Below are 25,605 nucleotides of genomic sequence, written 5' to 3' on the forward strand. Positions count from 1 at the left end.
TCAGACGATCTTTTCGTTGGCGGTCTCAGTCGTGCCGCGCGCAACGAACGACGCCGCATCGCCCCGCGCGGCTTTGGCGCGCATCGCCGCATCGCGCGCCGCCAGATACGCGAACGCGAGCCCCGGTCCAAGCGTGATGCCGGGTGCCGGGTAGACACCGCCCATCACCGATTGCATGTCGTTGCCGCATGCGTACAGGCCGCCGATCGGCTGATCGTCGCGATTCAGCACGCGAGCCTTGTCGTCGCCGACGAGGCCGGTCGCGGCGCCGATATCGCCGGGATAAAGCCGCACCGCGTAAAACGGCGCGCGCACGATCGGGCCGAGGCACGGATTCGGGCCGGGCCAGTTCGCGTCGCCGTTGGCGCGCTGATAGTCGGTCGTGCCGCGCTGGAATTCCGGGTCGACGCCGGTTTTCGCGTAGTGGTTGATCCGCGCGACACTGTCGGCGAGACCGGCCGCGTCGATGCCGAGCTTGGCAGCGAGTTCGTCGAGCGTCGCGGCTTGCGTCAGATAGCCGTCCGCGAGAAACGGCGCGAGGCCCTTGCCGCCCGGCCGCACCATGCCGAGACCGTATTTGCACAGGCCGTCCGCGTCGGTGACGAGGTAGGCAGGCACCGATGGGGTCTTGCAATGTGCTTCCTGCATCGCGATGCCGAACAGGTGATACGACGTGTTTTCGTTCAGGAAGCGCCGCCCCTGCTGATTGACGACGATCATGCCGGGCTTGCCGCGATCCATGATGAAGTGCGGGAACACCGCGGTCGTGCCGTCCGCGCGCTGGCGTATCGACACCGGCGCCCAGAACGCGTTGCTGAGCGCGCCCTCGCCGTAGCGCGCGCCCGCCGCGAGCGCGAGATCCTGCGCGCTGCCGGTATGGCCCGGCGCGCCCGGGCACCACGTGAGGTCCGCATCCGGCAGCATCGCGCGGCGCCGTTGCGGATGCCGGTTGAAACCGCCGCTCGCGAGAATCACACCACCTGTGACCGAGATTTGCCGGCGCTGCCCGTTCTGACTCAGCGTGATGCCGTCGATCGCGCCGCTCGCGTTCGTGCGCAACGCTTCGAGCTTCGTGCTCACGAGCACTGTGACGTCGTGCGCGAGCAGCGAAGAGAGCAGCCGGCCGATCAGTGCATTGCCCATCACGAGACGCGTGCCGCGCGGCCAGCTGATGCGGTCGCGCGCATGCCGTACAAGCAGTTTCACCGCGTGGCGCAGCGACCGGAACGACTTCGTCATATTCAGCAAATGCCCGACGTCGTCGCGATCGACCATCATGCCGCCGAGCACCGTGAACTCGGGGATCGGCGGACGGATCAGCGCGAAGTGACGGCCGAGCTTGCGGCCGTCGAACGCGAGCGGTTCGAGCGCGCGGCCGCGCAGCGTCGAGCCTTCGAGCTCCGACAGATAGTCCGGATGAAACGGCCGCGCCCGATACTTGACGTCCGAATTCGCCTCGATATGCGCGACCGCCTGCGGCCCCGCCCGTAGGAACGCACGACGCAACGCTTCGCTGCTGCGCTCGCCGACCGCGCGGCGTAAAAAGCCCTCGGCGTTGGCGCTGCTGTCGTCGGGATTGATCGACGGGCCGTGCGGCGAGTTCGGTATCCAGGTGGTGCCGGCCGAGTACGCGGTCGTGCCGCCCACGTATTCGGTGCTTTCGACCAGCAGCACGCGCGCGCCGTCGATCGCCGCGAACAGCGCCGCCGACATGCCCGCTCCTCCCGCACCGATCACCACGACGTCGAAGGCTTCGTTCTGCTGCAAATCGCTCAATGTCTCCGCCATCTGCTGCTCCTTGTGTGCTCGTCGTTGCATCCAGCCGCAGCGGCGGTTTCGCATTCTTCTCAATATCTAGAATTTGCTTTGTTATTGGAATACTATTCCACTATTGAGAAAAAGCAAAGTTCGTGACGGGCACACAGATGTTCGAACGCGTATGCGATCGGATGGTGGAGTTTTTGCTGGAGACATCGCCGGCTGCGTAACGGCGCAAAAGAAGCAGGTGCACGCTGCTACACTGGCGCGAAATTACCCGCACGAAATGCGGCGCAATCCTGCGCCGCGTTCACATCGCCCTTTGGGCGCCAACCCATGCTTCGATTCGACAACCTCAGCAAGCGCTACAGCGACCGAGTCCTGTTCGAAGGACTGCACTTCGACACGACGTCCGGCTGCGTCGCGTTAAACGATGAATCCGGCAGCGGCAAATCGACGTTGCTCGCCATCCTCGCCGGCGCGCTCGAAGCCGATAGCGGCGACGTATGGCTCGGCGGCCATTCGCTGCGTACCGCGCAGCATGCCGCGCAAGCGCTGCTCACGTACGTGCCGGAAGACAGCATGAACTGGCCCGATCAGACCGGCCGCGATTATCTGCGGCAGATCGCGTCGGCGCGACACACCGCGCTGACCGACGACGTGCTCGCGCTCGCCGAACGCTTCGGCCTCGCGCCGCATCTGGACAAACGCTTCGAGCAGATGTCGTATGGCAGCCGCAAAAAAGTGTTTCTGACGGCGGCCGCGCTCGGCGACACCCGAGTGCTGATCGCCGACGAACCTGCCGGCGGACTCGACGCGTCCGCGCGCACGGTGCTCGCGGAGCTGTTCGGAACGCTCGGCACGACGCGCACGGTGTTTTTCACGAGTTACGACGAAGGGTTCACGCAGGCCTGCGAGGCGACGCGTGTCTGTTTCGCGGACCTCGCGAGGCACTCTTGAGCTAGAACGGTCGCGCGCGCCATGCCGGGCCGCGCGCGAGCATTCCATTCTCAGATCGCCACGCAAATCTTGCCGAAGTGCGCACCCGATGCCTCGTGCCGGAACGCGTCGGCGAGCTTGTCCAGCTCGAACGTGCTGTCGATCACCGGTTTGATGCCGGTCGTCTCCAGCGCGCGCACCATGTCGATCTGATCCTGCCGGCTGCCGACGATCAGCCCTTGCAGACGCTGTTGCCGCACCATCAGATGCGCGGTCGGCACCGGGCCCGAGCGGCCGGTCAGCACGCCGATCAATGCAATATGCCCGCCGATGCGGCATGCGGTGATCGACTGCGGCAGCGTGCCTGGACCGCCCACTTCGATCACGTGATCGACGCCGCGCCCGTTGGTGATGTGACGCACCTCTTTGCCCCACTCGGGATTGTCGCGATAGTTGATCGCATGGTCGGCACCGAGTTCGCGCAGCTTCGCGAGCTTCGCATTCGACGACGACGTTGCGATCACCGAAGCTCCCATCGCCTTCGCCATCTGCAAGCCAAAGATCGACACGCCGCCGGTGCCAAGCACCAGCACACTGCTGCCCGCCTTCAACTGACCATCGACGACCAGCGCACGCCACGCGGTCAGCCCCGCCGTGGTCAGCGTCGCCGCTTCGGCGTGGCTATAGCCGGCCGGCGCGTGCGTGAAGTAGTGGCTCGGCAGCACGACGGCTTCGCGCGCGTAACCGTCGACGCCGTCGCCTGGGGTCGTCGAAAAATCGCCGAGTGCGGGCGAGCCGTTTTCCCAGTGCGGGAAGAAGCACGACACGACATGATCGCCGGGCTTGAATTCGCGCACGCCCGCGCCGACCGCTTCGACGACGCCCGCGCCATCGGCCATCGGAATGCGGCCCGCCTCGGCCTGCAGATTGCCGCAGACGACGCCGTAGTCGTGGTAGTTCAACGAGCTCGCGCGAATGCGCACGCGAATCTGCCCGGCCCCGGGCTGACCGGGATCGGGCAGATCGACGACCTGCAGGCTATCGACGGTGGCGGGCGAACCGATTCTGACGGCTTTCATGTTGTTCGTTCCTCGATGAGTGATGCGTGATAGGTGTCGGACGCGCATGCACCATGTCCGCGCGAGCGCTGCGCTATTTGACGGTCTGGATGACCTCGAAGCCTTCGAATTCCGGGTGGCCGAGATACAGTACGCGGCTTTCGTTACCGGCACTGCGATGCGCGGCGCGAAACGCATCGGACCTGGTCCATGCCTCGAACGACGCCTGGTCGCGCCAGATCGTATGGCTCGAATAGAGCACGTGATCGTCCTTGCGCGGTCCCTTCAGCAAATGGAATTCCACGAAGCCCGGCACCTCTTTCAGATGGGTGTCGCGCGTGGTCCACAGATGTTCGAAAGCGTCCTCGGAGCCGGGCGCCACTTTGAAGCGGTTCATCGCGATGTACATACGGTCAGCCTCGTCGAGTGAGTGATGCTGCCAATGATGCTGGATTGGTGATCCGGTGGCATTTCATTATAGGCGTGCATTGCTTTGCCTTCGCTTGACCCTACCACGGTGGGAAGCCCCACGATGTCCGACGTGACCGCTAGAATCGCGCGGATCACGTCGCCACTCTCTTCAACAACGGAAATCGAATATGAAAAATCTTCGCGCGGCGCGCGCTCTCTGTGTGTTCGGCGGTTTGGCATTCGCGGCGGCGGTTCTGCCCGCTCACGCGCAACATCAGGGCATGCCCGGCATGAATATGCAGGATTCGGCGCATGCGGACGCGGGCGCATCGACGCAAGCCTTCAAGGCCGCCGATGATCGCATGATGCATGACATGAGCGCCCCCGAATACACAGGCGACGCGGATCGGGATTTCGTCGCGCACATGATTCCGCATCACCAGGGCGCAATCGAGATGGCGCAGGCGGAGTTGAAATACGGCAAGGACCCCGAGATCAAGAAACTCGCGCGCGACATCATCAAGGCGCAGCATGACGAGATCGCGTTCATGCGGCGCTGGCAGGAAAAGCACGGCGGCAAGTAACGCGCCGCGAGCGTCACCAGCGTGGGTGCTTGCGCAGCAGCGGCGACATCGCGATCAGACCGATGATCGGCCCCGGCAGCAGCAGCCACGCGACGCGCACGTCGAGCGCGTGAAACACGCTCGTCGACCACAGGATCGAGCATGCGGACAGGAAAAAGCCGAAGCTGTTCTGCAGCGTCAGCGCGCCGCCGATCTTGTCGGCGGGACAGGCCTTCACGGACAGCGCAGAAAACTGCGGCGAATCGGCGATCACGCTGATGCCCCACACGAGTAGCAGCGCAAGCTGCGCGGCGGTGCCGAGGCCGGTGGTCAGCGGATAAATCGCGCACAGCGTGCCCGATATCGTCAGCGCAAGCGCGGCGGTGCGCGCGCTGCCGACCGCCTGGCTGAGCCTGCCCCCGAACAGGCAGCCGAGCGCGCCGATCGCGATGATCAGGAACGACCACAACGCGACGGTGCCCGGTGCCGCCGGCGCGCCGCTCGCGAACGCGCGCTGCACGAGCAGCGGCGTCAGCGTCCAGAACGCGTACAACTCCCACATGTGACCGAAATAGCCGAGCGCGGCCGAGCGAAACTCGCTGATGCGCACGACCTGTCCGACGCCCGCCGACAAACCGAAGCGCCGGATGCCCGCGCGCCGCGCGTGCGGCCCCTCGCCGAGCACGAACACCAGCAGCGCGCCGATCACCGCGAGCCCTGACGAAGTGAGCACCACGGTTTGCCACGGCACGCCCGACAGCAACGCGCGAATCGCATGCACCGACGCCGTGCCGAGCGTCAGCATCGCGACGAGCAACGCGAGGGTCTGCGCGGCGCGGCGCGGGTCCCACGTCACGAGCAGTTTCATGCCGAGCGGATAGATGCCCGCGAGCGCGACGCCCACGCCGAAGCGAAACACGAGCGCCGACGCGAGCCCGCTGCTGCAAAGCGCGAATAGCGCATTCAGGGTCGCGCCGAGCACGCCGCAGACGGCGAACACCTTGCTCGCCGACAGGCGATCCGCGAGTCCGGTGGTCGCCGACAGCAAGGTCCCGACGATAAAGCCGGCCTGCACCGCATTCGTCAGCCAGCCGATCCCGGACGCGCTCAGTTGCCACGCGATCTGCAAATCGCGCATCGCGCCGTTCGCGCTGAACCACAAGGAGGTGCCGAGCAATTGGGCAATCGCGATCACGAGCACCGCGCGTTTGGCACGCACGTTATCGCGCGCCGCGTCGGCGGAATTCGTTGCGTCGGCGTCCAGCCTGTTCTGCATCGTGCCTCCTCTGCGTCGGGTCTGAGCCGGCCGCTGGGAGTCGTTGTGGGAGCGGCCGTCTCGAGCGGCCATTGTAGATGACGCGTCGGTTCACAGCGGCGGATGCGACGGCTGCGGCAGCCGCACACAACCCTCCATCAACACGCGCGCGCTGCGGCTCATCATCGCCTTCGTGACGACCCACTCGCCGTCCTTCAGGCTCGCCTGCGCGCCGACGCGCAACGTGCCCGACGGATGCCCGAAGCGCACCGACTCGCGCTCGCCGCCGCCCGCCGCCTGATTGACGAGCGTGCCGGCGATCGCCGCCGCAGTGCCGATCGCGACCGCCGCCGTGCCCATCATCGCGTGATGCAGCTTGCCCATCGACATCGCGCGCACCAGCAGATCGACGTCGCCCGCGCGCACCGGCTTGCCGCTCGACGCCACGTAGTCGACCGGCTTAGCGACGAACGCGATCTTCGGCGTGTGCTGGCGCGTCGCGATCTCGTCGAGATGCTTGATGAGCCCCATGCGCAGCGCGCCATGCGCGCGGATCGTCTCGAACATCGCGAGCGCTTTCGCATCGCTATTGATCGCGTCCTGCAACTCGGTGCCCTTGTAGCCGATCGCTTCGGCGTCGACGAAAATCGTCGGGATGCCCGCGTTGATCATCGTCGCCTTCAGCGTGCCGACGCCGGGCACTTCCAGGTCGTCGACGAGGTTGCCGGTCGGGAACATCGCGCCGCCCGCGCCTTCTTCGTCGGCGGCCGGGTCGATGAATTCGAGCGGCACTTCGGCGGCCGGGAAGGTCACACCGTCGAGCTCGAAGTCGCCGGTTTCCTGCACCGCGCCATCGGTCATCGGCACATGCGCGATGATCGTCTTGCCGATATTGGCCTGCCAGATCCGCACGATCGCGACGCCGTCACGCGGCACGCGGCTCGCATCGACGAGGCCCGCGCTGATCGCGAACGGTCCCACCGCGGCCGACAGGTTGCCGCAATTGCCGCTCCAATCGACGAACGCCTTGTCGATCGACACCTGACCGAACAGATAGTCGACGTCGTGATCGGGCCGGCTGCTGCGCGAGATGATCACGGTCTTGCTGGTGCTCGACGTCGCGCCGCCCATGCCGTCGATCTGCTTGCCGTACGGATCGGGACTGCCGATCACGCGCATCAGCAGCGCGTCGCGCGCGGCGCCCGGCCGTTGCGCGGCCTCGGGCAGATCCTGCAGACGGAAAAACACGCCCTTGCTGGTGCCGCCGCGCATGTAGGTGGCCGGAATCCTGATCTGTGGTGAGTGCATGAAAGTGTCCTGATGTGAGCTGTTCTTTGATGAGGAAGGGCGATGCGGCGTATCAAGCCGCATCGCCCTCTTCCGCTGTGACGTTCAGTGCAAAACTCGCTTCAAACCATCAAGCCGCCGCCCTGGCCGACTCGAGAAAGTCCTGCGCGAAACGCTGCAGCACGCCGCCGGCTTCGTAGATCGAAACTTCTTCGGCCGTATCGAGCCGGCACGTCACCGGCACTTCGACACGCTCGCCGTTGCGGCGATGAATCACCAGCGTCAGATCGGCGAGCGGCTTGCGCTCGCCGATCACGTCGAACGTCTCGGTGCCGTCGATGCCGAGCGTCAGGCGATTCACACCCGGCTTGAATTCGAGCGGCAACACGCCCATGCCGACGAGGTTCGTGCGGTGAATCCGCTCGAAGCCTTCCGCGACGATCGCTTCGGTGCCCGCCAGCCGCACGCCCTTCGCGGCCCAGTCGCGCGACGAACCCTGGCCGTAGTCGGCGCCCGCGATCACGATCAGCGGCTGCTTGCGCTCCATGTACGTTTCGATCGCTTCCCACATGCGCGTGACCCTGCCCTCGGGCTCGATGCGCGCGAGCGAACCGGCCTTCACCTGGCCGTTCTCGATCACCATCTCGTTCTTCAGCGTCGGGTTCGCGAAGGTCGCGCGCTGCGCGGTCAGGTGATCGCCGCGGTGCGTCGCGTACGAGTTGAAGTCTTCTTCGGGCAGGCCCATCTTCGTCAGGTACTCGCCGGCCGCGCTGTCGGGCAGAATCGCGTTCGACGGCGACAGGTGGTCCGTCGTGATGTTGTCGCCGAGCACGGCCAACGCGCGCATGCCCTTGAGCGTGCGCTCGCCGGCGAGCGCGCCTTCCCAGTACGGCGGACGTCGAATATAGGTGCTTTGCGCGCGCCAGTCGTACAGCGGGTCGGCCTTCGCGCCGGTGTCGGCGGACAGCGCGAACATCGGTTCATACACCTTGCGGAATTGCTCCGGCTTCACGCTCGCCGCGACGATCGCATCGATCTCCGCATCCGACGGCCACAAATCTTTCAGCGTGACCGCATGACCGTCCGCATCGACGCCGAGCACGTCCTTTTCGATGTCGAAGCGGATCGTGCCCGCGATCGCATAAGCGACCACCAGCGGCGGCGACGCGAGAAACGCCTGCTTCGCAAACGGATGGATGCGGCCGTCGAAGTTGCGGTTGCCCGACAGCACGGCGGTCGCGTACAGGTCGCGCTCGATCACTTCCTTCTGGATCACCGGGTCCAACGCGCCGGACATGCCGTTGCACGACGTGCACGCATACGCGACCACGCCGAAGCCGAGTTGTTCGAGTTCCGGCAGCAGCCCTGCCTCTTCCAGATACAGCGTGACCGCCTTCGAGCCAGGCGCGAGCGAGCTCTTGACCCACGGCTTACGCACGAGTCCGCGCCGGTTCGCATTGCGCGCGACGAGGCCCGCGGCGATCATGTTGCGCGGATTGTTCGTATTGGTGCAGCTCGTAATCGCGGCGATGATCACCGCGCCGTCCGGCATCAGACCGGGCTCGTTCTCGACCTTTCCGCTGACGCCGCGCGCGGCCAGCTCTGACACCGGCAAGCGGCGATGCGGATTCGACGGCCCCGCGAGCGTGCGCACCACGGTCGACAGATCGAACTTCAGCACGCGCTCGTACTCGGCATGCTTCAGCGTATCGGCCCACAAGCCGGTGTGTTTCGCGTACGTTTCGACGAGTTTGACGAGTTCGTCGTCGCGGCCGGTCAGCTTCAGATAGCGAATGGTCTGCTCGTCGATGTAGAACATCGCGGCGGTCGCGCCGAACTCGGGCGCCATATTCGCGATCGTCGCGCGATCGCCCAGCGTCAGGTTCGCCGCGCCCTCGCCATAGAACTCCAGGTACGCGCCGACCACCTTCTGCTTGCGCAGGAATTCGGTCAACGAAAGCACCACGTCGGTCGCGGTGATGCCCTCGCCCGGCTTGCCGCTCAGCTCCACGCCGACGATATCGGGCAGCCGCATGTACGACGCACGGCCGAGCATCACGCTCTCCGCTTCGAGGCCGCCGACGCCGATCGCGATCACGCCGAGCGCATCGACCATCGGCGTATGCGAGTCGGTGCCGACCAGCGTGTCGGGAAACGCGACGCCGTCCTTCACCTGCACGACCGGGCTCATCCGTTCGAGGTTGATCTGATGCAGGATGCCGTTGCCCGGCGGAATCACATCGACGTTGCGGAACGCGCGCTTGGTCCAGTTGATGAAGTCGAAGCGGTCTTCGTTGCGGCGGTCTTCGATTGCGCGATTCTTCGCGAACGCGTCCGGATCGAAACCGCCGCACTCGACGGCGAGCGAGTGATCGACGACCAGCTGCGTCGGCACCACTGGATTCACGAGCGACGGATCACCGCCTTGCGCGGCGATCGCATCGCGCAGGCCCGCCAGGTCGACGAGCGCGGTCTGGCCCAGAATGTCGTGGCACACGACGCGCGCCGGGAACCACGGAAAATCGAGCTCGCGTTTGCGTTCGATGATCTGTTTGAGCGAAGCGGTCAGCGTCACCGGATCGCAGCGGCGCACCAGGTTTTCGGCGAGCACACGCGACGTGTAGGGCAGCTTGTCGTAGGCGCCGGGTTCGATCGCGTCGACCGCGGCACGCGTATCGAAGAAGTCGAGTTCGGTGCCCGGAAGGCGTTTGCGGTTGGCAGTATTCATGACGTAGGGACAGGACGGTTATCGGCCGCCGGACGGTGTGCCGGCGGCCTCCGGGAGCGCGTCGCTCGCGCGGCCGGACGGGCAGTGCAGGTAGTTTAGCTCGCTGCCGACGGGTTGCTGATTTGCGATTGTTCGATGCTTCCAGCGGAGCGGCCGCGCGATGCGTGCCGCTCCCAGGCTCACGTCAAACGCGCTTCGCCAGCGGCACGAACGGCAGGTCGTCCGGTCCGGTGTAGTTCGCGCTCGGCCGGATGATCTTGTTGTCGACGCGCTGCTCGATGATGTGCGCGCTCCAGCCGGCCGTACGCGAGATCACGAACAGCGGCGTGAACATCGCGGTCGGCACGCCCATCATGTGATAAGACACCGCGCTGAACCAGTCGAGGTTCGGGAACATCTTCTTCGCTTCCCACATCACCGATTCGAGGCGCTCGGCGATCGAGAACAGCTTCATGTTGCCCGCTTCCTTCGACAGCTTCTTCGCGACTTCCTTGATGACCTTGTTGCGCGGGTCCGAGATCGTGTACACCGGATGGCCGAAGCCGATCACGACTTCCTTGTTCTCGACGCGGCGGCGGATGTCGGCTTCGGCTTCGTCGGGTGTCTGGTAGCGCGACTGGATGTCGAACGCGGCTTCGTTGGCGCCGCCGTGCTTCGGGCCGCGCAGCGCGCCGATCGCGCCGGTGATCGCCGAATACATGTCCGAGCCGGTGCCCGCGATCACGCGGCCCGTGAACGTCGACGCATTGAACTCGTGCTCCGCGTACAGGTTCAGCGACACGTGCATCGCCTCGACCCACGCCTTCGACGGCTCGACGCCATGCAGCAGATGCAGGAAATGGCCGCCGATCGAATCGTCGTCGGTTTCGACCTCGATGCGCTTGCCGTTGTGCGAGTAGTGATACCAGTACAGCAGCATCGAGCCGAGCGAGGCCATCAGCTTGTCGGCGATGTCGCGCGCGCCGGGCAGGTTGTGATCGTCCTTCTCCGGCAGCACCGTGCCGAGCACCGACACGCCGGTGCGCATCACGTCCATCGGATGCGCGGCGGCCGGAATCCATTCGAGCGCGGCCTTCACGTTGGCGGGCAGACCGCGCATCGACTTCAGCTTCGTCTTGTAGGCGGTCAGTTCGGCCTGCGTGGGCAGCTTGCCGTGGACCAGCAGGTAAGCGATCTCCTCGAATTCGCACGCGCCTGCGATATCGAGAATGTCGTAGCCGCGATAGTGCAGATCGTTGCCGGTCTTGCCGACCGTGCACAGCGCGGTGTTGCCCGCGGTCACGCCCGACAGCGCGACGGATTTTTTCGGCTTGAAAGCGCCTGTGTTCGGCGTGCTGTTGTCTGCTTCGCTCATTTGGATTGTCTCCGGGAAAGGATTGGAATTTGGCGCATTGCGTTGACTGGGCTGCCTAGAACGCAAGGAACGGGCCAGGCCGGACGCCGCCTGCTAAGTGCCTGATTTGACGCAAGTGTGGCGAACCAATCACGCGGGCTCGCCATACACTCGATTTCATTAATGAAACTACGAATTTCAAATTGGGAACGAATGCTCGCATAATGGAGCCTCCGAACCAACCCGCCGTCGCGAGCCGCCCACCTTGAGCACCTCTCTTTACGAACCGCCGCAGCGTCCGCGCGTCTGGGCGCTGAGCATCAGCCGCCTGCGCGATCTGTTCTTCGACATCGCCGGCGAATACGTGGATCGCGCGGATGTCCGCATCGTGTCGCACGCGTTCGAAGACGCAGTGCGCGAAATCGAGGGCGCGGGCGCCGCGCGTCCCGATGTCGTGCTAGCGGGCGGCTCGAACGGCGCGTATCTGAAGACGCGCGTGTCGGTGCCGGTCGTGCGCATCAGTCCGACCGGCTACGACGTGATGCATGCGCTCGCGCGCGCGCGTCGCGAAGGCGCGCGCGTCGCGCTCGTCACGCACGGCGACACCCCCGACGAAGTCCGCCGTTTCACCGCCGCGTACGCGCTCGACGTCACGTTCGCGTCGTATCAGTCCGCGCAGGACGCCGAGAGCGTCGTGCTCGATCTCAGCGATCGCGGCATCGACGTCGTGGTCGGCCCGGGCATGGTCACCGATCTAGCCGCCAACGCGGGCATGGACGCGGTGTTTCTGTACTCGCGCGCGTCGGTGCGGGCCGGCTTCGATACCGCGCTCGAAGTCGCGCAAGCGACGCGCCGCGAAACCGTGCGGCGTCAGCGGCTCGACACGTTGCTGCAGCATCTGCGCGACGGCGTCGTCGCGCTCGATGCGCAAGGCCGCGTCGAACTGATGAACCAGCGTCTCGCGAGCGTGCTCGGCATCGATGCCGCGAAGGCCGTCGGCCGCGCGCTGCTCGAACTCGCGCCCGACCTCGCGGGCAGTCTGCCCGACGCGGAGGGCGACAGCTTCTGCACGGTACGCGGCGCGAGCTATGTCGTGCATCGCGGGCCGCTCGCGAGCAGCGGCGCGGCGCCGGGCACCGTGCTGACGTTTCAGGAATCGCGCGCGGTCGAGCGGCTCGATCGCACGTTGCGCGCGCGGCAACGTGTGCAGCAGTTCACCGCGCGCTACCGGCTCGACGATATCGTCGGCGCGTCGGAATCGATCGAACGGGTGCGCGCGCTGGTCACGCGTTATGCGAGGTCGGACGCGACCGTGCTGATTCTCGGCGAGAGCGGCACCGGCAAGGAGATGATCGCGCAGAGCATGCATCAGTTGAGCGTACGGCGCGACTTCGCCTTCGTCGCGATCAATTGCGGCGCGTTTCCGGAGGCGCTGCTCGAAAGCGAGCTGTTCGGCTACGAGGAAGGCGCGTTCACCGGCGCGCGCAAGGGCGGCAAGGCGGGGCTGATCGAGGTCGCGCATCGCGGCACGCTGTTTCTCGACGAGATCGGCGAGATGCCGTTGCCGTTGCAGAGCCGCCTGTTGCGCGTGTTGCAGGAGCGCGAGGTGGTGCGGCTCGGATCGACGGAGCCGATGCGCGTCGATATCCGCGTGGTCGCGGCGACGCATCGCGCGCTGACCGACGCCGTCGCGGCCGGCAGTTTCCGCGCCGATCTGTACTACCGGCTCAACATCCTGAGCATCGCGCTACCGCCGCTGCGCGAGCGGCCGAACGACTTGCTGCCGCTCGCCGCCGAACTGTTGCGCCAGGCGGCCGCGCGCGAGCCGAGGTTGGCCGCGCGCGTGCCCGACGCGCAGACCGCCGCGCGCATGCTCGAGGGGTTGGGTGGGGCGCTGCGGCGCTATGCGTGGCCGGGTAATGTGCGCGAGTTGCAGAACGTGATCGAGCGGATCGTGGTTGAACTCGCCGATAACGACGCGGGCACGGATGCCAGCGCGGCGCTCGTCACGCGCGACATGCTGCGCGTGATCGCGCCGGAAGTCGTCGAGCCCATCGCGCGCGCGAAGCCGGCGGCGCTGACGCTGCGCGAGCGCAGCCGTCATGTCGAGGCCGATGAAATCCGCGCGGTGCTCGCGTCTCACGAAGGCGATCGCGATGCTGCTTGCGCCGCGTTGGGCATCAGCAAGACGACGTTGTGGCGCAAGTTGAATGCGGGGCGGTAGGTGTGGGGCATGGTTGCGAACGGTGCGCCGGAGCTACGGCTGCACTGCCCGAACGATCACGCCGTTCCAGCCGAATACGACGCGATGCGCATCCATGCGGAATACAGCCGCGCAATTGTCGCTGTCCAGCAGTAGGGTCTTTTGGGGCAAGCCCGTATCGTCGAGGTTGATACCGTAATAGTCCTTGAGCTTCGGCGCGGTATCGACGGTGCGGACACTGAAACCGCCGTGCGGACGACAGCGCTCGCCGGCGAATTCGATCTGATCGGTCGATATGCTCAGCACCTTGCCGAGCAGTCTTTTTGCCTCGGGTATGCCACCGGAAACGTCGCTGTATCCGACCACATCGGTAACGGTCCATTTTCCGTTGAATGATGACGGGGTGGTCGTGGGCCCGGCCGCGAAGCAGGTGGTGGCAGTCAGGCAAATTGCTAACGCCAGGTACAGTGGTTTGAGCGTCACGGCCGCTGCTTCCTGAAGTGCGCCGATTCCCGCACTCGTCGATTCGCAAGTCCCTGGCTCCTGCGCGGCGAGCCAATCGGGCGCCCCCGCCGATCGCGTGGGGTTACCACCACATTGAGAGACATATGCTGCGCAACCGCTTCCATATCGCCCCGATTTGCAGGGTCCAACGCCTCTCGTGTATTCCGATTCGTCGAGTTGTATGCGAAAGAGACTGCCGCGTCGAACTGCGCTTGAGTCAGTGCGTATTCTGTGACCGTGGCCCTAACGAGCCGCTCGGCGTCGTGAACGCGCGCCGTGAAGATAGCGTTCACCTGCTCAGGTAAGACCGCGCGCTGCAACTCTGCAGGTGTGCAGGGTCCGAAGTGCGCCAGTGTTCCCACGCCCCATGTGCAGATTCCGTTGATGGGGCATCGTTGTAATAGCGCATGACCACGCCCTCGTTGACCCTCAGTGCAGCGTAACCTTCTGGGCTCATCTTCATTGCGTCGTTTGCGCGCGGCGTATCTGCTGCCATGTCATCTCCCTGAAAAACGAATGCACAAGTGAGCGCGGTGGACAATGTGCTCGCCGCCCGCAAGAGGAAGGAGAATCTACCACTGCTTTCCGTGTTTGAGGCGCGACGCACTTCATTTTGGGCCGTCGCCTATCGTGGCTTCATCTCTCGCGCAATCGGCTGCCCGAACATCATGCGGCCTCCTTGATGCATCACGCATTGCGCTTTTTGACGCCTTGCGTTGGCATCGCACGAATCGCCTACCCAGCGTCGATCTCGAGCGTCTCGAATTCCACAGCCAGCTCAGCGCCGGCAGTTGCGAGGACTAGTGCTACTTGCGACCCGGGTGTCTTCGAAAATCGCTCGCTTTTAGAAAGCATGGTGCGCGCGAGATCGTAATTCGTGTCCCCCGGCGTGAGAATCCTTATCTCAAAGACAATGTTATTGGCCACGCTGAAATGTTCGACGGTGCAGCGACTAGTTCCGCTAAAAGTTGCCGTTGCTCGCTTTCCTTCATCTTCCAACATAACAATAAGTTTATGCCTATCCGGAACCACGAGAGCTTTGATATACCAGTCGTGGAAATGGCCAAATTCCTGGAGTTTGTCCATCAAACAATTCCTTTACCAAGGTAGTAGCGAGAATGCATTTCCCTTATCTCTAACGCCATTTTCCCAATTGTGGGAGTGTGGAACACCAAACCCGTGATCGTGGCCGAAATCTATATCGACGGCCGCATTACCGTCTCCGTCGTATAGTCGCCATTGCTTCTTGCCCGATGCGTTTTCGACCCATTGGTTGGGCGGCCCTCCTTGAGACGGAAGCCATGCCGTTTGCATGTCCTCGCCCGCCGGAATGTCCTCGCTGTACTGAAACGGCTGAGCGTCGCTGAACAAACTAGCAGGGGCAGAATACGACGGGGTCCCGGCATTCTGCGGCACGCGCGGGCTGTTGCCATAGAGTGACCTGAGCATGCGCAAGTCGCTCGATTGCTGCTCGCGCACGGAGCCCGACCGGGACGCCCTTTCCCGCTGCTCCCGTATCGCCTGCACGCACTTTCGCATCTCGTCCCGCTCAGGGACAAAGATCAGACTACCGCGCTTCCCTCGCTGTACAGGGCTTTGGCAACCTCATCGTCTCTCATCCTGTACATATGAAAGCGGTTGTGACTCCGGCCGAGCATATCGCGCAACTCGTACGACTGGTGCGACAGCAGCATGGATGGGCTATATCGCAGCCACGCTGCGCGCGCTTCCTCCATGCCCTGCACGATGTCGTCGTGCGACTCGCGGGGTACGCTTGCCGGCAACGCAAAATGGAACCACCGGTCGACGTCAAACAGCCACGAAGATTCGATGTGAAGGTTGAACGATCTGTAAAGGCTGATCGAGAAGAAATGTCCGTGCCGCCTTTCACGGACCTCATGGAAAGAACCGAGGGAAAGTGAAGTCATCGTGCCTCACAGTCAGTCAAGGAGGCCCGATTGTGCAACAAGACACCATCCCCAAAAACCCCTCGTTCAGCCTCCCATGAGATGCGTGCCGCGCCTTCCTCGTCGCGCAGACTCTCAAGTCATCGGATCAATATGCACATCCATCCCCGCCTCCGCCCTAACGACAAACCGCACGAACGAACGCACCACGAATAGAATAACCGTCACCGAATCCCCAACCCATTCCCCAAGGAGGAGACCAGCATGTCGAACAAATACCGGATTGCCGTCATCCCCGGCGACGGCATCGGCGTCGAAGTGATGCCCGAAGCGCTGCGCGTACTCGAGGTCGCGACGCAACGCTTCGGTATCGAACTCGAGTATCAGCACATCGAGTGGGCGAGCTGCGACTACTACGCGAAGCACGGCAAGATGATGCCGGACGATTGGAAAGCGCAACTTAAATCGGCCGATGCGATCCTGTTCGGCGCGGTCGGTTGGCCCGACACCGTGCCCGATCACATCTCGCTGTGGGGGTCGCTGCTGAAGTTTCGCCGAGAGTTCGACCAGTACGTGAACCTGCGTCCGGCGCGCCTATTTGCAGGCGTGCCGTCGCCGCTCGCGGGACGCAAGGCCGGCGACATCGACTTCTGGATCGTGCGCGAGAACACCGAGGGCGAGTATTCGTCGGTGGGCGGCGTGATGTTCGAAGGCACCGAACGCGAGTTCGTGCTGCAGGAGTCCGTGTTCACACGGCACGGCAGCGAGCGCGTGCTGAAGTTCGCGTTCGATCTCGCGCAGCGCCGCGCGCGCAAGAAAATCACGGTCGCGACGAAGAGCAACGGCATCGCGATCAGCATGCCGTGGTGGGACAAATGCGCGGCCGGCATCGCCGCGCAGTATCCGGACGTCACGTGGGACAAGCAGCACATCGACATCCTGTGCGCGCGCTTCGTGCTTAACCCGGACCGTTTCGACGTGGTCGTCGCGACCAATCTGTTCGGCGACATCCTGTCCGATCTCGGCCCCGCGTGCACGGGTACGATCGGCCTCGCGCCATCGGGCAACCTGAATCCGGACCGCAAGTTTCCGTCGCTGTTCGAGCCGGTGCACGGGTCGGCACCCGACATCGCCGGCAAGCACATCGCGAATCCGATCGCGATGATCTGGTCGGCCGCGATGATGCTCGACTTCCTCGGTCATTCCAGCGGCAAGGAACGCGAGGCGCACGACGCGATCCTGAAAGCGATCGAGGCGACGCTGATCGACGGTCCGCACACCGGCGATCTCGGCGGCAACGCAAGCACGAGCGAAGTCGGCAAGGCGATTGCTGCGAAACTCGCGTGATATGAAGCAAAGACGGCGCAGCGCGCAGATGCGCCGTCATCGACAGTTGTGCCGCTCACAGAGCGACCATTCGCCATTGTGCGTCACCAAGGCGCCGCGAATCAGCGCGACGAGCGGCAAATACACGGCCGCGCTTTTGTTCAAGCCCCACACGTAGACGGGCAGCGACAGCACCCGCTGCAAGTCGAAGCCCCATTTGAATACGTCTACGCCGGACGGCGCGAGCGCGAGTACCTTGCGGAGAAGGTCTTTTTGAACGGCACGAAGCCGACGCCTACCGCCATCGCGAGCAGAAACACGAGCCGATGGTTTCAGTGTTGCATTTCACGCACGCGCCCGATCTCGCGCAACTGTGCGGCATTCCCGTCTACGTGATTGCGGGCTTTCTCGGCAACCGGTATTGGGCGATGCGCGAACGCGCACGCTGAAAATGCGCATCGTATCCACACCTCATTGATATCTGTTCACGATTTTGTCGATGTCGCGGGATACGGTGAGCACATATCGGAAGAACATTTACTGTCTTTTGCGCAAGGCGCCGAACATAGCGACGTCTTACGGAAAGATTACCCATGCCATTCACCAGGGACGCCGCTATGAGCCGAGAAGCCTATCCGATCGAAGTCGAATTCCCCGATATTGCGCAGCACGAGCAGTCGTCGTCGGGCATCGCATACGTTCACACGTTCGATTCGGGCGTGCCCGGCCCGCACGTGATGATCAACACGCTCACACATGGCAACGAAGTGTGCGGCGCGATCGTCGTCGATGAGTTGCTGCGCCGCGCGCTGCGGCCGCGACGCGGGCGGCTCACGCTGTCGTTCGCGAACGTCGCCGCGTACCGGCGTTTCGATCCCGCGAATCCGGACGCCGCGCGCTTCGTCGATCAGGACTTGAACCGCGTGTGGACGGCGGCGGTGCTCGACGACAGGTCGCGCACGTCGAGCGAACTTAAGCGCGCGCGTGCGATGCGCCCGGTGATCGACACGGTCGACGCGCTGCTCGACCTGCATTCGATGCACGAGCGGTGCAAGCCGCTGATCGTCGCGGGACCGCTGCAAAAAGGCATCGACCTCGCGGTGCGGCTCGGTACGCCCGCCACGGTGATCTGCGACGAAGGGCATCCCGAAGGCCGCCGCATGCGCGACTACGAAGGGTTCGGCGATGCCGCGAGCCCGAAGAACGCGCTGCTGATCGAATGCGGCCAGCATTGGGAGCGCGGTGCGGTGGCGGTCGCACGCGACGCGACCGCGCGTTTCCTGTTGCTGGCCGGCGTGGTGGACGAGACGGATCTGCCGCCGGGGTGGCTCGCGCCGTTGCCGCCCGAGCAGAGCATCGTGCGCGTGACACAGCCGGTCGTCGCGACCAGCATGGACTTCAGCTTCGCGGCGGCGTACACCGGCCTCGAGGTTTTCGCCAAGGCGGGCGCCGTGATCGGCTGGTCCAACGGCGAAGAGGTGCGCACCCCCTACGACAACTGCATGCTCGTGATGCCGTCGCTGCGGCAGTTGCGCCCCGGTGTGACCGTCGTGCGGCTGGGACGAATCGAGCGGACGGTGGCTCATCCCGCGGTGACGAGCTGACCGGCGGGTGTCTCGAAGCCGTTTGCCGCTTGTTTCGGCGCGCTAAGCTTGGTGCGCCTGGCCCTTTCTCCGGCGCGTTTGCAGCGCGCCGCCCTGCCACGCATCGACAGCGCGAAAACTCGGGTATTCCCCCGTTGACCGGATTGATTTCATTCCTTACAGTGGCGCGCGTTCGCGTAGAGAATCACCGTTCTGTATACGAACAACATTCCTCGCCCGGCGCGATCCCGTCAAGCCGATCCGTCCGGGTATGATTCATTGCCGATGCATGGCCAATTCGGCCGCTGCAGGCATCGTGCGCCGTTGCCAGACGGCGTACAGTTTGAGAAGAATCGCTCGTCGTGTCGGGCCTTTCGCTGTCAGGAGACCATCATGAACCGCAGCCCCGCTGTGAACGTTCAAACCTTCATTAACGAGCATCCGTTTTCGCCGTTCCAGTGGCTGATCTTTTTCATGTGCTTCATCATCGTCCTGCTGGACGGTTTTGACACTGCTGCGATCGGCTTCATCGCGCCTTCGCTGGTCACCGAATGGGGCATCGAGAAGCCCGCGCTCGCGCCGGTGCTGAGCGCCGCGCTGTTCGGCCTCGCGTGCGGCGCGCTCGGCTCGGGCCCGCTGTCCGACCGCCTCGGGCGTCGCTCGATGCTGGTCGGCTCGGTGCTGCTGTTCGGCCTTGCCTGTCTCGCGTCGGCGTTCTCGACCAGCATCGACCAGCTGACCGTGCTGCGCTTCATCACCGGCGTCGGCCTCGGCGCCGCGATGCCGAACGCGGTCACGATGATGGGCGAATACTGTCCGGACAACCGCCGCGCCACCGTGATCAACCTGATGTTCTGCGGCTTCCCGCTCGGCGCCGCGTTCGGCGGTTTCCTCGCCGCGTGGATGATTCCGCACCTGGGCTGGCGCAGCGTGCTGATCCTCGGCGGCGTCACGCCGCTGCTCCTCTTGGTGCTGCTGCTCGCCAAGATGCCGGAGTCGGTCCGCTACATGGTCGCGAACAACAAGCCGGCCGACCGGATTCGCGCGGCGCTTGCTCGCATTTCCGGCGACGCGGTGCAGGCCGTCGGCTTCACGATGACCGAAACCGCGCCGCAAACCGGCGGCAAGGGTCTCGGCGTCGTGCTGTCGCGCTCGTACATCGTCGGCTCGGTGATGCTGTGGCTCGCGTACTTCATGGGCCTCGTGATCTTCTACGCGTCGATCAACTGGATGCCGATCCTGCTGAAGGACGCCGGCCTCACGCCGCAACGCGCAACGCTGATCTCCGCGCTGTTCCCGCTCGGCGGCGTCGGCGCGGTGGTGGCCGGCGTGCTGATGGACCGCTTCAACGCGAACCGCGTCATCGCGGTCTGCTATGCGCTGACCGCCATTAGCGTGTACTTCATCGGTCAGGCGGCCGGCAACGTCGGCGCGCTCGTGCTGATCGTATTCATCGCCGGCGTGCTGATGAACACCGCGCAATCGTCGATGCCGGCGCTCGCCGCCGCGTTCTACCCGACCGCGGGCCGCGGCACGGGCGTCGCGTGGATGCTCGGCGTCGGCCGCTTCGGCGGCATCGCGGGCTCGTTCCTCGTGGCCGAGCTGACGCGCCGCCACTTCTCGTTCGGCGGCATCTTCACGACGATCGCGGCCGCGGGTGCGCTGTCGTGCGTCGCGCTGCTGATCAAGCAGGCGGCACGCCCGCATACGTCGGAAGCGGGTGCGTCGAAGACGCAATCGTTCGGCCATTGAGCGTGCAATGAAATGTGTCCGCTAGCGGACCGGTAACGGTTCGATCGAGTGGTGACCCAGAAGCCGCCCTGCGATTCGCAGGGCGGCTTTTTATTTGGCTGAACGCATGGCATCTCGCGCCTATTTGAACGCGAGGAGCTGCTCGACACACAGCAGCACGGCAATCAGAACCATCGCCGCACCCGAAACCTGGCTAACCCTGCGCGCGACGCTCGGACGCGTGCGCAAAACCACCTTCGAGCCGAGTCCGACGACCGAATAAACCACCGCGCAATTGGCCATGTGCAGCAGGCCCAACGCGCCGATCTGCACCGGAATCGACCACGCGTCGGTCGCACGCGTGAATTGCGGCAGCAGCGCGAGAAACAGCAGCAGCGCTTTCGGATTGAGGCCGCTCACCGCGAAGCCGCGGACGGACCAGTCCAACGCCGCGCCGGGTGCGCGCTCGGCCGCTACCGTCGGCACCGCGGGGCGAGCAAGAATATTGCCGCCGACCCACAGCAGATAGCCCGCCCCGACGAACGTCAATACGGCCAGCACCGCTGGCGCCTTGGCGACCAGCGCGCCGACACCGGCCGCCACCACCACGGTGATCGCCAGATAGCCGGACAACATGCCGGCGATGGCGGGCGCAATCGCCCGCTCGCGCAATCCAGCCGAGATCGCGTACGCCCAGTCCGCGCCGGGTACCAGCACCAACGAAAAAGACACGAGCCAAAAGGCCGTCAACAAGCTCACTTCCACAGCCTTCTTCTCCCCGACGAGCATGATTTGGACGGAGGAAATGTTACGGTTTTGGCTGTCGAAGGTGCTCCCTCTTTCTTGCCGCCACAAAGCGGTCTGCGCTAGAATTTTTCATATGGACGAAATTGACCGCAAGATTCTTGCTGAATTGCAGCAAGATGGACGACTCACCGTCACTGAACTCAGTGAGCGGATCGGTCTGAGTCTTTCGCCGTGCCAGCGGCGCCTGCGGGCTTTGGAGAAAGCCCGGGTCATCAGCGGCTATCGCGCGGTTATCGATCCGGCAATGATCGGTTTGAACTTCTCGGCAATCGTGTTCGCGACGTTACGGGAAGGCAGTAGCCAAAACATCGAGTCTTTCGAACGCGCGCTGTCGGACATCCCGGAGATCACCCGGGCGGAGCGCCTGTTTGGCGATCCGGATTACATGCTGCACGTCGTCACCCGCGATCTGAAGGCGTTCCAGGTGCTTTACGACCGCTATCTGTTGACGCTGCCCTGCGTGCTGCGACTGTCGTCGACGCTGGTCATGAAGAGCATTTTCGAGGATCGGCCGCTGCCGTTGTGACGCAACGACGTCACGCCCGTTCGCCTGCGGCGTTGTGATCCACCGCGGCAAAAAGCGCCCCAGCCCACTTCCCGATACACTACGCAACAATTTTTCCGCGCGCGGCCCGGCGCGGCGGGCACCGCCGCTTCCGCGCCGCCGTCTCATCTCAGGATTCCGGTAATGAAACGCGTTGTCGTATCCGCGCTCGTCGCGCTGTGCGTCGCGCAGCCGGCCACTCAGGCCGTTGCGCAGACCGTCAGCAATCAATGTTTCGCGCTCGGCGATATCGCCGGCCAAGTCGCGTCGTGGCGCGCCCACAAGAAGACCAAAGCTCAGGCGCTCGACCAGGCCGCCCGCTACTACAAGGACCCGTCCGACCGCGCGGCCGTCGATGCGATCATCGAAAAGATCTACCGCCCCGACGCGCCCCACATGACGCCCGATCAGGCGAGCATGGCGATCACGTCGGAGTGCGTGAACCAGCACAAGGGGCAGGCAGCGCCGGCACAGTAATGCCTGTGTGTCGCCCGCGATGCGCTAACGCCGCCGGAACGCCTCCAGCGACGACAACGCATTGCCGTGGAAATCGAACAGCGGTCCTCCACGGATACGCGGTCTCGACGACGATCACGTCCTTGTCGTAGCGCGTCGCGAGATCGTTCACGTTGCCCTGCAGGTCGCTGAACGAGCCCTGCCACTGCGGGTAGTACGACAGGCCGATCACGTCGAACGTGACGCCGCGCTGCGTCATGCTGTCGAACCTGGTTGACTCTCTGACATGACGTCACATCCGCACCACGTCACGCGTCTTTCCACACGCAAACGTCGCAGGAATTCAGGCGCGGCTCGCCGAGCACGAACGTCGCATGGCGCGGCGCCGGCACCTGCACCGGTTGCGCGCCGAAATTGAATGCGAAGGTCAGGCCGCCACGGCGGCGCAGCCGCAGTCCGTCGGCGAGCATCTGCGTATCGAGTCCCGCGTCGCGCGCCGCCTGCCGCAACACCGTGCGATGCAGTTCATGCGACAGCCAGCCGGCCACGTAGCGAACGTTGCCGTGCATCAGCAGCGCGGGCCACGCATCGTCGAAGCGCGCGGCAATGCGTGTCTCGCCATTGGCGCGCACATGCTCGCGCCAGTGCAGCGCGTGACCCGTCGTGCCGTCGAGCGACAGCGCGGGCGCGAGCGTCGGGCGCAGTGTTTCCACTTCGAGCACCTGGATCGGCAGCACGCGCTGCAATGCGCCGGGCGGCAGATTGCCCGGAATCGCGAACGCGTCGGTTTTCGAGCCGCTGCGCGGGCCGAACACCCATTGCGCGTTCGAACGCGCGATCTGCTCGAGGAGTGCGGCGTCGACCACCGCGAGACTCGGCACCACGACTAGCTGGTAGCCTGAAAGATCTGCCCGGCCCGACACGATATCGACATCGAGCCCGAGTTCGCGCAGCGACTCGTAGTAGTCGAAAGCGAGCGTCTGATAGTCGAAGCCCTTGCCGTGACGCTGGATGTCGAATATCCACTGCGTCTCGTAGTCGAATACCAGCGCGGTGGCCGCTCGTGCGGGCACGGCGAGCGTCGACAGCGCCGTACTGCCCGCGATTTCACGCGCGGCCCGTTGCACCTCGAGACCGCCCGGCGACAGTTCGTTGTTCGGCAGGTTGAGCCCGGAATGCATCTGCTCCTGCGCATATGGGCACTGGCGCCAACGGAAATACGACACCAGCTCCGCGCCATGCGCGAACGCCTCGTAAGCCCACAGCCGCACCATGCCCGACGCCGGCACCGGATTCCACGACGCCCAGTTCACCGGACCGGCCTGCTGCTCCATCACCCAGAAGCGCCCGCCGCCAATGCCGCGGTAGCGGTCGTGATCGAACGCGGACACGTCGGGATGTCCGGTACGCGCGAAGCGCGCCTTCTGCTCCTCCGGCAATGCGATCGATTCGGTGCGCGCGATCGGATAACTATCCCATGCGGCGATGTCGATCGCGTTGTCGGCGGCGAAGCGATAGTGATCGAAGGTCGTGAAAAAGCCCATGAAGTTGTGCAGCAGATCCGCGTTCGGCGCATGCTCGCGCAACACGTCGATCTGTTCGCGATGGAAGCTCGCGACCTCGTCGGACATGAAGCGGCGGAAGTCGAGCAGATGGATCGGATTGGCGTCGGTAGGCGTCAGCGTCGGCAGACCGATCGCGTCGAACGACGGGTACTCCATGCTCCAGAACACGTTGCCCCACGCGTCGTTCAACGCGCCGATCGTTGCATAGCGCCGTTGCAGCCACGCGTGAAAGCGCTGCAAAGCCGCGGCCGAATAGCTCGGCACCGTGTCGTGGCAGCCGAGTTCGTTATCGGTCTGCCACGCAATGATCGACGGATGCCGTCCGTAGCGCTGCGCCATCGCGGTGACGATGCGTACGCATTCGCGCCGGTACGTGTCGCTCGAAATATCGTAGTGACGCCGCGAGCCGAAATTCCAGCGCGTGCCGTCCGCGCGCACCGGCAGCACGTCCGGATGCGCGTCGACGAGCCATTTCGGCGGCGAAGCGGTCGGCGTGCCGAGCACGAGTTGCAGGCCCGCTTTAGCCAGCGTGTCGACGGCTTCGTCGAGCCATTGCCAGTCGTATTCGCCGGCGCGCGGCTCCATGCGGCTCCACGCGAATTCGGCGATCCGCGCATGCGTGATGCCGAGTTCGACCATACGTTGCGCGTCGTCGGCCCACATCGCGCGCGGCCATTGTTCCGGGTAGTAGCAGACACCAAGTTGCATGTGAAAGTCTCGTGGTGAGTTGACGTCGAGCCGTCGTTTCAATCGTGTTTCAGGCGCCGGTTAGCCCTTGCTCGCGCCGAACGTGAGTCCGGCGACGAAATGCCTTTGCATCCCGAAGAACATCAGCACCGAAGGCAATGCGGCCAGCACCGAGCCCGCCGCGACCAGGTTCCACGCGGTCGTCCATTGCCCTTTCAACGCGGCGACGCCGACTGTGATCGGCGCGGCGTCGTCGCCTTGCGTGAGACACAGCGCCCAGAAGTAGTCGTTCCACACGAACGTGAACACGAGGATCGCGAGCGCGGCGAGCGCGGGGCGGATCAAAGGCAGCACGATGCGCAGATAGATCGTCCACTCGCTCGCCCCTTCGACGCGCGCGGCCTCGATCATCTCGAACGGCAGCTGCTTGATGAAATTGCGCAGAAACAAGGTGCAAAAGCCGGTCTGGAACGACACATGAAAGATCACCAGCGCCCACACGGTGTTGAACAGGCCGAACTTCAGCGCCATGTCGCGCACTGGAATCATCAGGATCTGGATCGGCACGAAATTGCCGGCGACGAACGCTAACAGCACGGCCGTGTTGCCCGGAAAGCGATACGTCGCCAACGCAAAGCCCGCCATCGACGCGAGCACGATCGCGCCGATCACCGAAGGCACCGTGATCAGCACGCTATTGGCGAAGTAATGCAGCATCGGCGTTTGCGTGAGCGCGGTGCCGTAGTTCTCCAGCAGCGCGAAGTGTTTCGGCCACGTCCAGTAGTCGCCCTGCGACAACTCGTCCGTCGAGCGGATCGAGGTCAGCAAAACGGCGAGCATCGGCAGCAGCCAGATAAACAGCGCAAGCGGCAGCGAGGCCTTGTAAAGCGTGCGATTCAGCGGTTTCCAGCGTTCGACGGGAAGCGGATACATGAGCTGGTACTCCTGACGTTCAGAGAA

The 25,605-nt window shown here is 64.4% G+C and carries 22 protein-coding genes and 1 pseudogene; 9 read left to right on the plus strand and 14 right to left on the minus strand.

Features of this window, described 5'->3' with window-relative positions:
• Nucleotides 1-1,788 (minus strand): FAD-dependent oxidoreductase, encoded by a 1,788-nt coding sequence (locus tag AB3X94_RS18725; RefSeq protein WP_368612325.1) that lies wholly within the window; start codon nucleotides 1,786-1,788, stop codon nucleotides 1-3.
• A gap of 306 nt (nucleotides 1,789-2,094) precedes the next feature.
• On the opposite strand from AB3X94_RS18725, the gene AB3X94_RS18730 reads away from it, so the two are divergent.
• Nucleotides 2,095-2,718, plus strand: a complete 624-nt coding sequence (locus AB3X94_RS18730; RefSeq protein ID WP_176107627.1) for an ATP-binding cassette domain-containing protein — start codon at nucleotides 2,095-2,097, stop codon at nucleotides 2,716-2,718.
• Nucleotides 2,719-2,768: 50 nt separating this feature from the next.
• Here the strand turns inward: AB3X94_RS18730 and AB3X94_RS18735 are convergent, their stop codons facing one another.
• Nucleotides 2,769-3,776 carry an NAD(P)-dependent alcohol dehydrogenase gene (locus tag AB3X94_RS18735; protein ID WP_176107626.1) on the minus strand — a complete coding sequence of 336 codons (1,008 nt, stop codon included), beginning with the start codon at nucleotides 3,774-3,776 and terminating at the stop codon, nucleotides 2,769-2,771.
• Nucleotides 3,777-3,849: 73 nt separating this feature from the next.
• Entirely contained in the window at nucleotides 3,850-4,164 is a 315-nt protein-coding gene (locus tag AB3X94_RS18740; protein WP_176107625.1) for an antibiotic biosynthesis monooxygenase, read from the minus strand.
• 190 nt (nucleotides 4,165-4,354) lie between these two features.
• Between AB3X94_RS18740 and AB3X94_RS18745 the strand changes: the two genes are divergently transcribed.
• Entirely contained in the window at nucleotides 4,355-4,750 is a 396-nt protein-coding gene (locus AB3X94_RS18745; RefSeq protein ID WP_176107624.1) for a DUF305 domain-containing protein, read from the plus strand.
• 13 nt (nucleotides 4,751-4,763) lie between these two features.
• Here AB3X94_RS18745 and AB3X94_RS18750 read toward each other — a convergent pair whose 3' ends face one another.
• From AB3X94_RS18750 to prpC, 4 genes are all read right to left on the minus strand, one after another.
• Nucleotides 4,764-6,005 carry an MFS transporter gene (locus AB3X94_RS18750; protein ID WP_368612326.1) on the minus strand — a complete coding sequence of 414 codons (1,242 nt, stop codon included), beginning with the start codon at nucleotides 6,003-6,005 and terminating at the stop codon, nucleotides 4,764-4,766.
• A 90-nt stretch (nucleotides 6,006-6,095) separates the two neighbouring features.
• Nucleotides 6,096-7,292 carry a 2-methylaconitate cis-trans isomerase PrpF gene (prpF, locus tag AB3X94_RS18755; RefSeq protein ID WP_368612327.1) on the minus strand — a complete coding sequence of 399 codons (1,197 nt, stop codon included), beginning with the start codon at nucleotides 7,290-7,292 and terminating at the stop codon, nucleotides 6,096-6,098.
• Between the two features lie 109 nt (nucleotides 7,293-7,401).
• Nucleotides 7,402-9,999: a Fe/S-dependent 2-methylisocitrate dehydratase AcnD gene (gene acnD, locus AB3X94_RS18760; protein WP_368612328.1), complete on the minus strand. Its 2,598-nt coding sequence runs from the start codon at nucleotides 9,997-9,999 to the stop codon at nucleotides 7,402-7,404.
• 184 nt (nucleotides 10,000-10,183) lie between these two features.
• Nucleotides 10,184-11,353, minus strand: a complete 1,170-nt coding sequence (prpC, locus tag AB3X94_RS18765) for a 2-methylcitrate synthase (protein ID WP_368612329.1) — start codon at nucleotides 11,351-11,353, stop codon at nucleotides 10,184-10,186.
• A gap of 244 nt (nucleotides 11,354-11,597) precedes the next feature.
• Here prpC and prpR point away from each other — a divergent pair, with 244 nt between their 5' ends.
• Nucleotides 11,598-13,556, plus strand: a complete 1,959-nt coding sequence (prpR, locus tag AB3X94_RS18770) for a propionate catabolism operon regulatory protein PrpR (protein WP_368612330.1) — start codon at nucleotides 11,598-11,600, stop codon at nucleotides 13,554-13,556.
• A gap of 33 nt (nucleotides 13,557-13,589) precedes the next feature.
• Here the strand turns inward: prpR and AB3X94_RS18775 are convergent, their stop codons facing one another.
• The 3 genes from AB3X94_RS18775 to AB3X94_RS18785 all read right to left on the minus strand — a co-directional run bounded on the left by AB3X94_RS18775 (nucleotide 13,590) and on the right by AB3X94_RS18785 (nucleotide 15,967).
• Nucleotides 13,590-14,018 (minus strand): hypothetical protein, encoded by a 429-nt coding sequence (locus AB3X94_RS18775; protein WP_312883574.1) that lies wholly within the window; start codon nucleotides 14,016-14,018, stop codon nucleotides 13,590-13,592.
• Nucleotides 14,019-14,774: 756 nt separating this feature from the next.
• Nucleotides 14,775-15,125: a hypothetical protein gene (locus AB3X94_RS18780; protein ID WP_368612331.1), complete on the minus strand. Its 351-nt coding sequence runs from the start codon at nucleotides 15,123-15,125 to the stop codon at nucleotides 14,775-14,777.
• Between the two features lie 476 nt (nucleotides 15,126-15,601).
• Nucleotides 15,602-15,967 carry a hypothetical protein gene (locus AB3X94_RS18785; RefSeq protein ID WP_246392009.1) on the minus strand — a complete coding sequence of 122 codons (366 nt, stop codon included), beginning with the start codon at nucleotides 15,965-15,967 and terminating at the stop codon, nucleotides 15,602-15,604.
• A gap of 243 nt (nucleotides 15,968-16,210) precedes the next feature.
• Here AB3X94_RS18785 and AB3X94_RS18790 point away from each other — a divergent pair, with 243 nt between their 5' ends.
• The 4 genes from AB3X94_RS18790 to AB3X94_RS18805 all read left to right on the plus strand — a co-directional run bounded on the left by AB3X94_RS18790 (nucleotide 16,211) and on the right by AB3X94_RS18805 (nucleotide 20,607).
• Nucleotides 16,211-17,293 carry a tartrate dehydrogenase gene (locus tag AB3X94_RS18790; RefSeq protein WP_176107614.1) on the plus strand — a complete coding sequence of 361 codons (1,083 nt, stop codon included), beginning with the start codon at nucleotides 16,211-16,213 and terminating at the stop codon, nucleotides 17,291-17,293.
• Nucleotides 17,294-17,598: 305 nt separating this feature from the next.
• Nucleotides 17,599-17,721, plus strand: a complete 123-nt coding sequence (locus tag AB3X94_RS18795; RefSeq protein ID WP_368612332.1) for a hypothetical protein — start codon at nucleotides 17,599-17,601, stop codon at nucleotides 17,719-17,721.
• A 168-nt stretch (nucleotides 17,722-17,889) separates the two neighbouring features.
• Nucleotides 17,890-18,876, plus strand: a complete 987-nt coding sequence (locus AB3X94_RS18800) for a succinylglutamate desuccinylase/aspartoacylase family protein (protein WP_176107612.1) — start codon at nucleotides 17,890-17,892, stop codon at nucleotides 18,874-18,876.
• A gap of 372 nt (nucleotides 18,877-19,248) precedes the next feature.
• Entirely contained in the window at nucleotides 19,249-20,607 is a 1,359-nt protein-coding gene (locus AB3X94_RS18805; protein ID WP_176107611.1) for an MFS transporter, read from the plus strand.
• Nucleotides 20,608-20,727: 120 nt separating this feature from the next.
• Here the strand turns inward: AB3X94_RS18805 and AB3X94_RS18810 are convergent, their stop codons facing one another.
• A complete protein-coding gene (locus AB3X94_RS18810) occupies nucleotides 20,728-21,318 on the minus strand; it encodes a LysE family translocator (RefSeq protein WP_368612333.1) in 591 nt (196 codons plus the stop codon).
• Between AB3X94_RS18810 and AB3X94_RS18815 the strand changes: the two genes are divergently transcribed.
• Both AB3X94_RS18815 and AB3X94_RS18820 read left to right on the plus strand, forming a co-directional pair.
• Nucleotides 21,221-21,919, plus strand: a complete 699-nt coding sequence (locus AB3X94_RS18815) for an Lrp/AsnC family transcriptional regulator (RefSeq protein ID WP_368612334.1) — start codon at nucleotides 21,221-21,223, stop codon at nucleotides 21,917-21,919. The two genes, AB3X94_RS18810 and AB3X94_RS18815, sit on opposite strands and share 98 nt — an antisense overlap.
• A 162-nt stretch (nucleotides 21,920-22,081) precedes the next feature.
• Nucleotides 22,082-22,414 carry a hypothetical protein gene (locus tag AB3X94_RS18820; RefSeq protein WP_368596879.1) on the plus strand — a complete coding sequence of 111 codons (333 nt, stop codon included), beginning with the start codon at nucleotides 22,082-22,084 and terminating at the stop codon, nucleotides 22,412-22,414.
• 79 nt (nucleotides 22,415-22,493) lie between these two features.
• Here the strand turns inward: AB3X94_RS18820 and AB3X94_RS18825 are convergent.
• The 3 genes and pseudogenes from AB3X94_RS18825 to AB3X94_RS18835 all read right to left on the minus strand — a co-directional run.
• Nucleotides 22,494-22,661 (minus strand): annotated as a pseudogene (locus AB3X94_RS18825) (glycosyl hydrolase 53 family protein); the annotation flags it as partial.
• A 40-nt stretch (nucleotides 22,662-22,701) separates the two neighbouring features.
• Nucleotides 22,702-24,666, minus strand: coding sequence for a beta-galactosidase (locus tag AB3X94_RS18830; protein ID WP_368612335.1), 1,965 nt, complete (start codon nucleotides 24,664-24,666; stop codon nucleotides 22,702-22,704).
• 60 nt (nucleotides 24,667-24,726) lie between these two features.
• A complete protein-coding gene (locus AB3X94_RS18835) occupies nucleotides 24,727-25,578 on the minus strand; it encodes a carbohydrate ABC transporter permease (protein ID WP_176107607.1) in 852 nt (283 codons plus the stop codon).
• Nucleotides 25,579-25,605 lie beyond the last annotated feature (27 nt).

Origin of the sequence: Paraburkholderia sp. BR10923 (genome assembly GCF_040948765.1) — a bacterium.
Taxonomy (GTDB): domain Bacteria; phylum Pseudomonadota; class Gammaproteobacteria; order Burkholderiales; family Burkholderiaceae; genus Paraburkholderia; species Paraburkholderia youngii.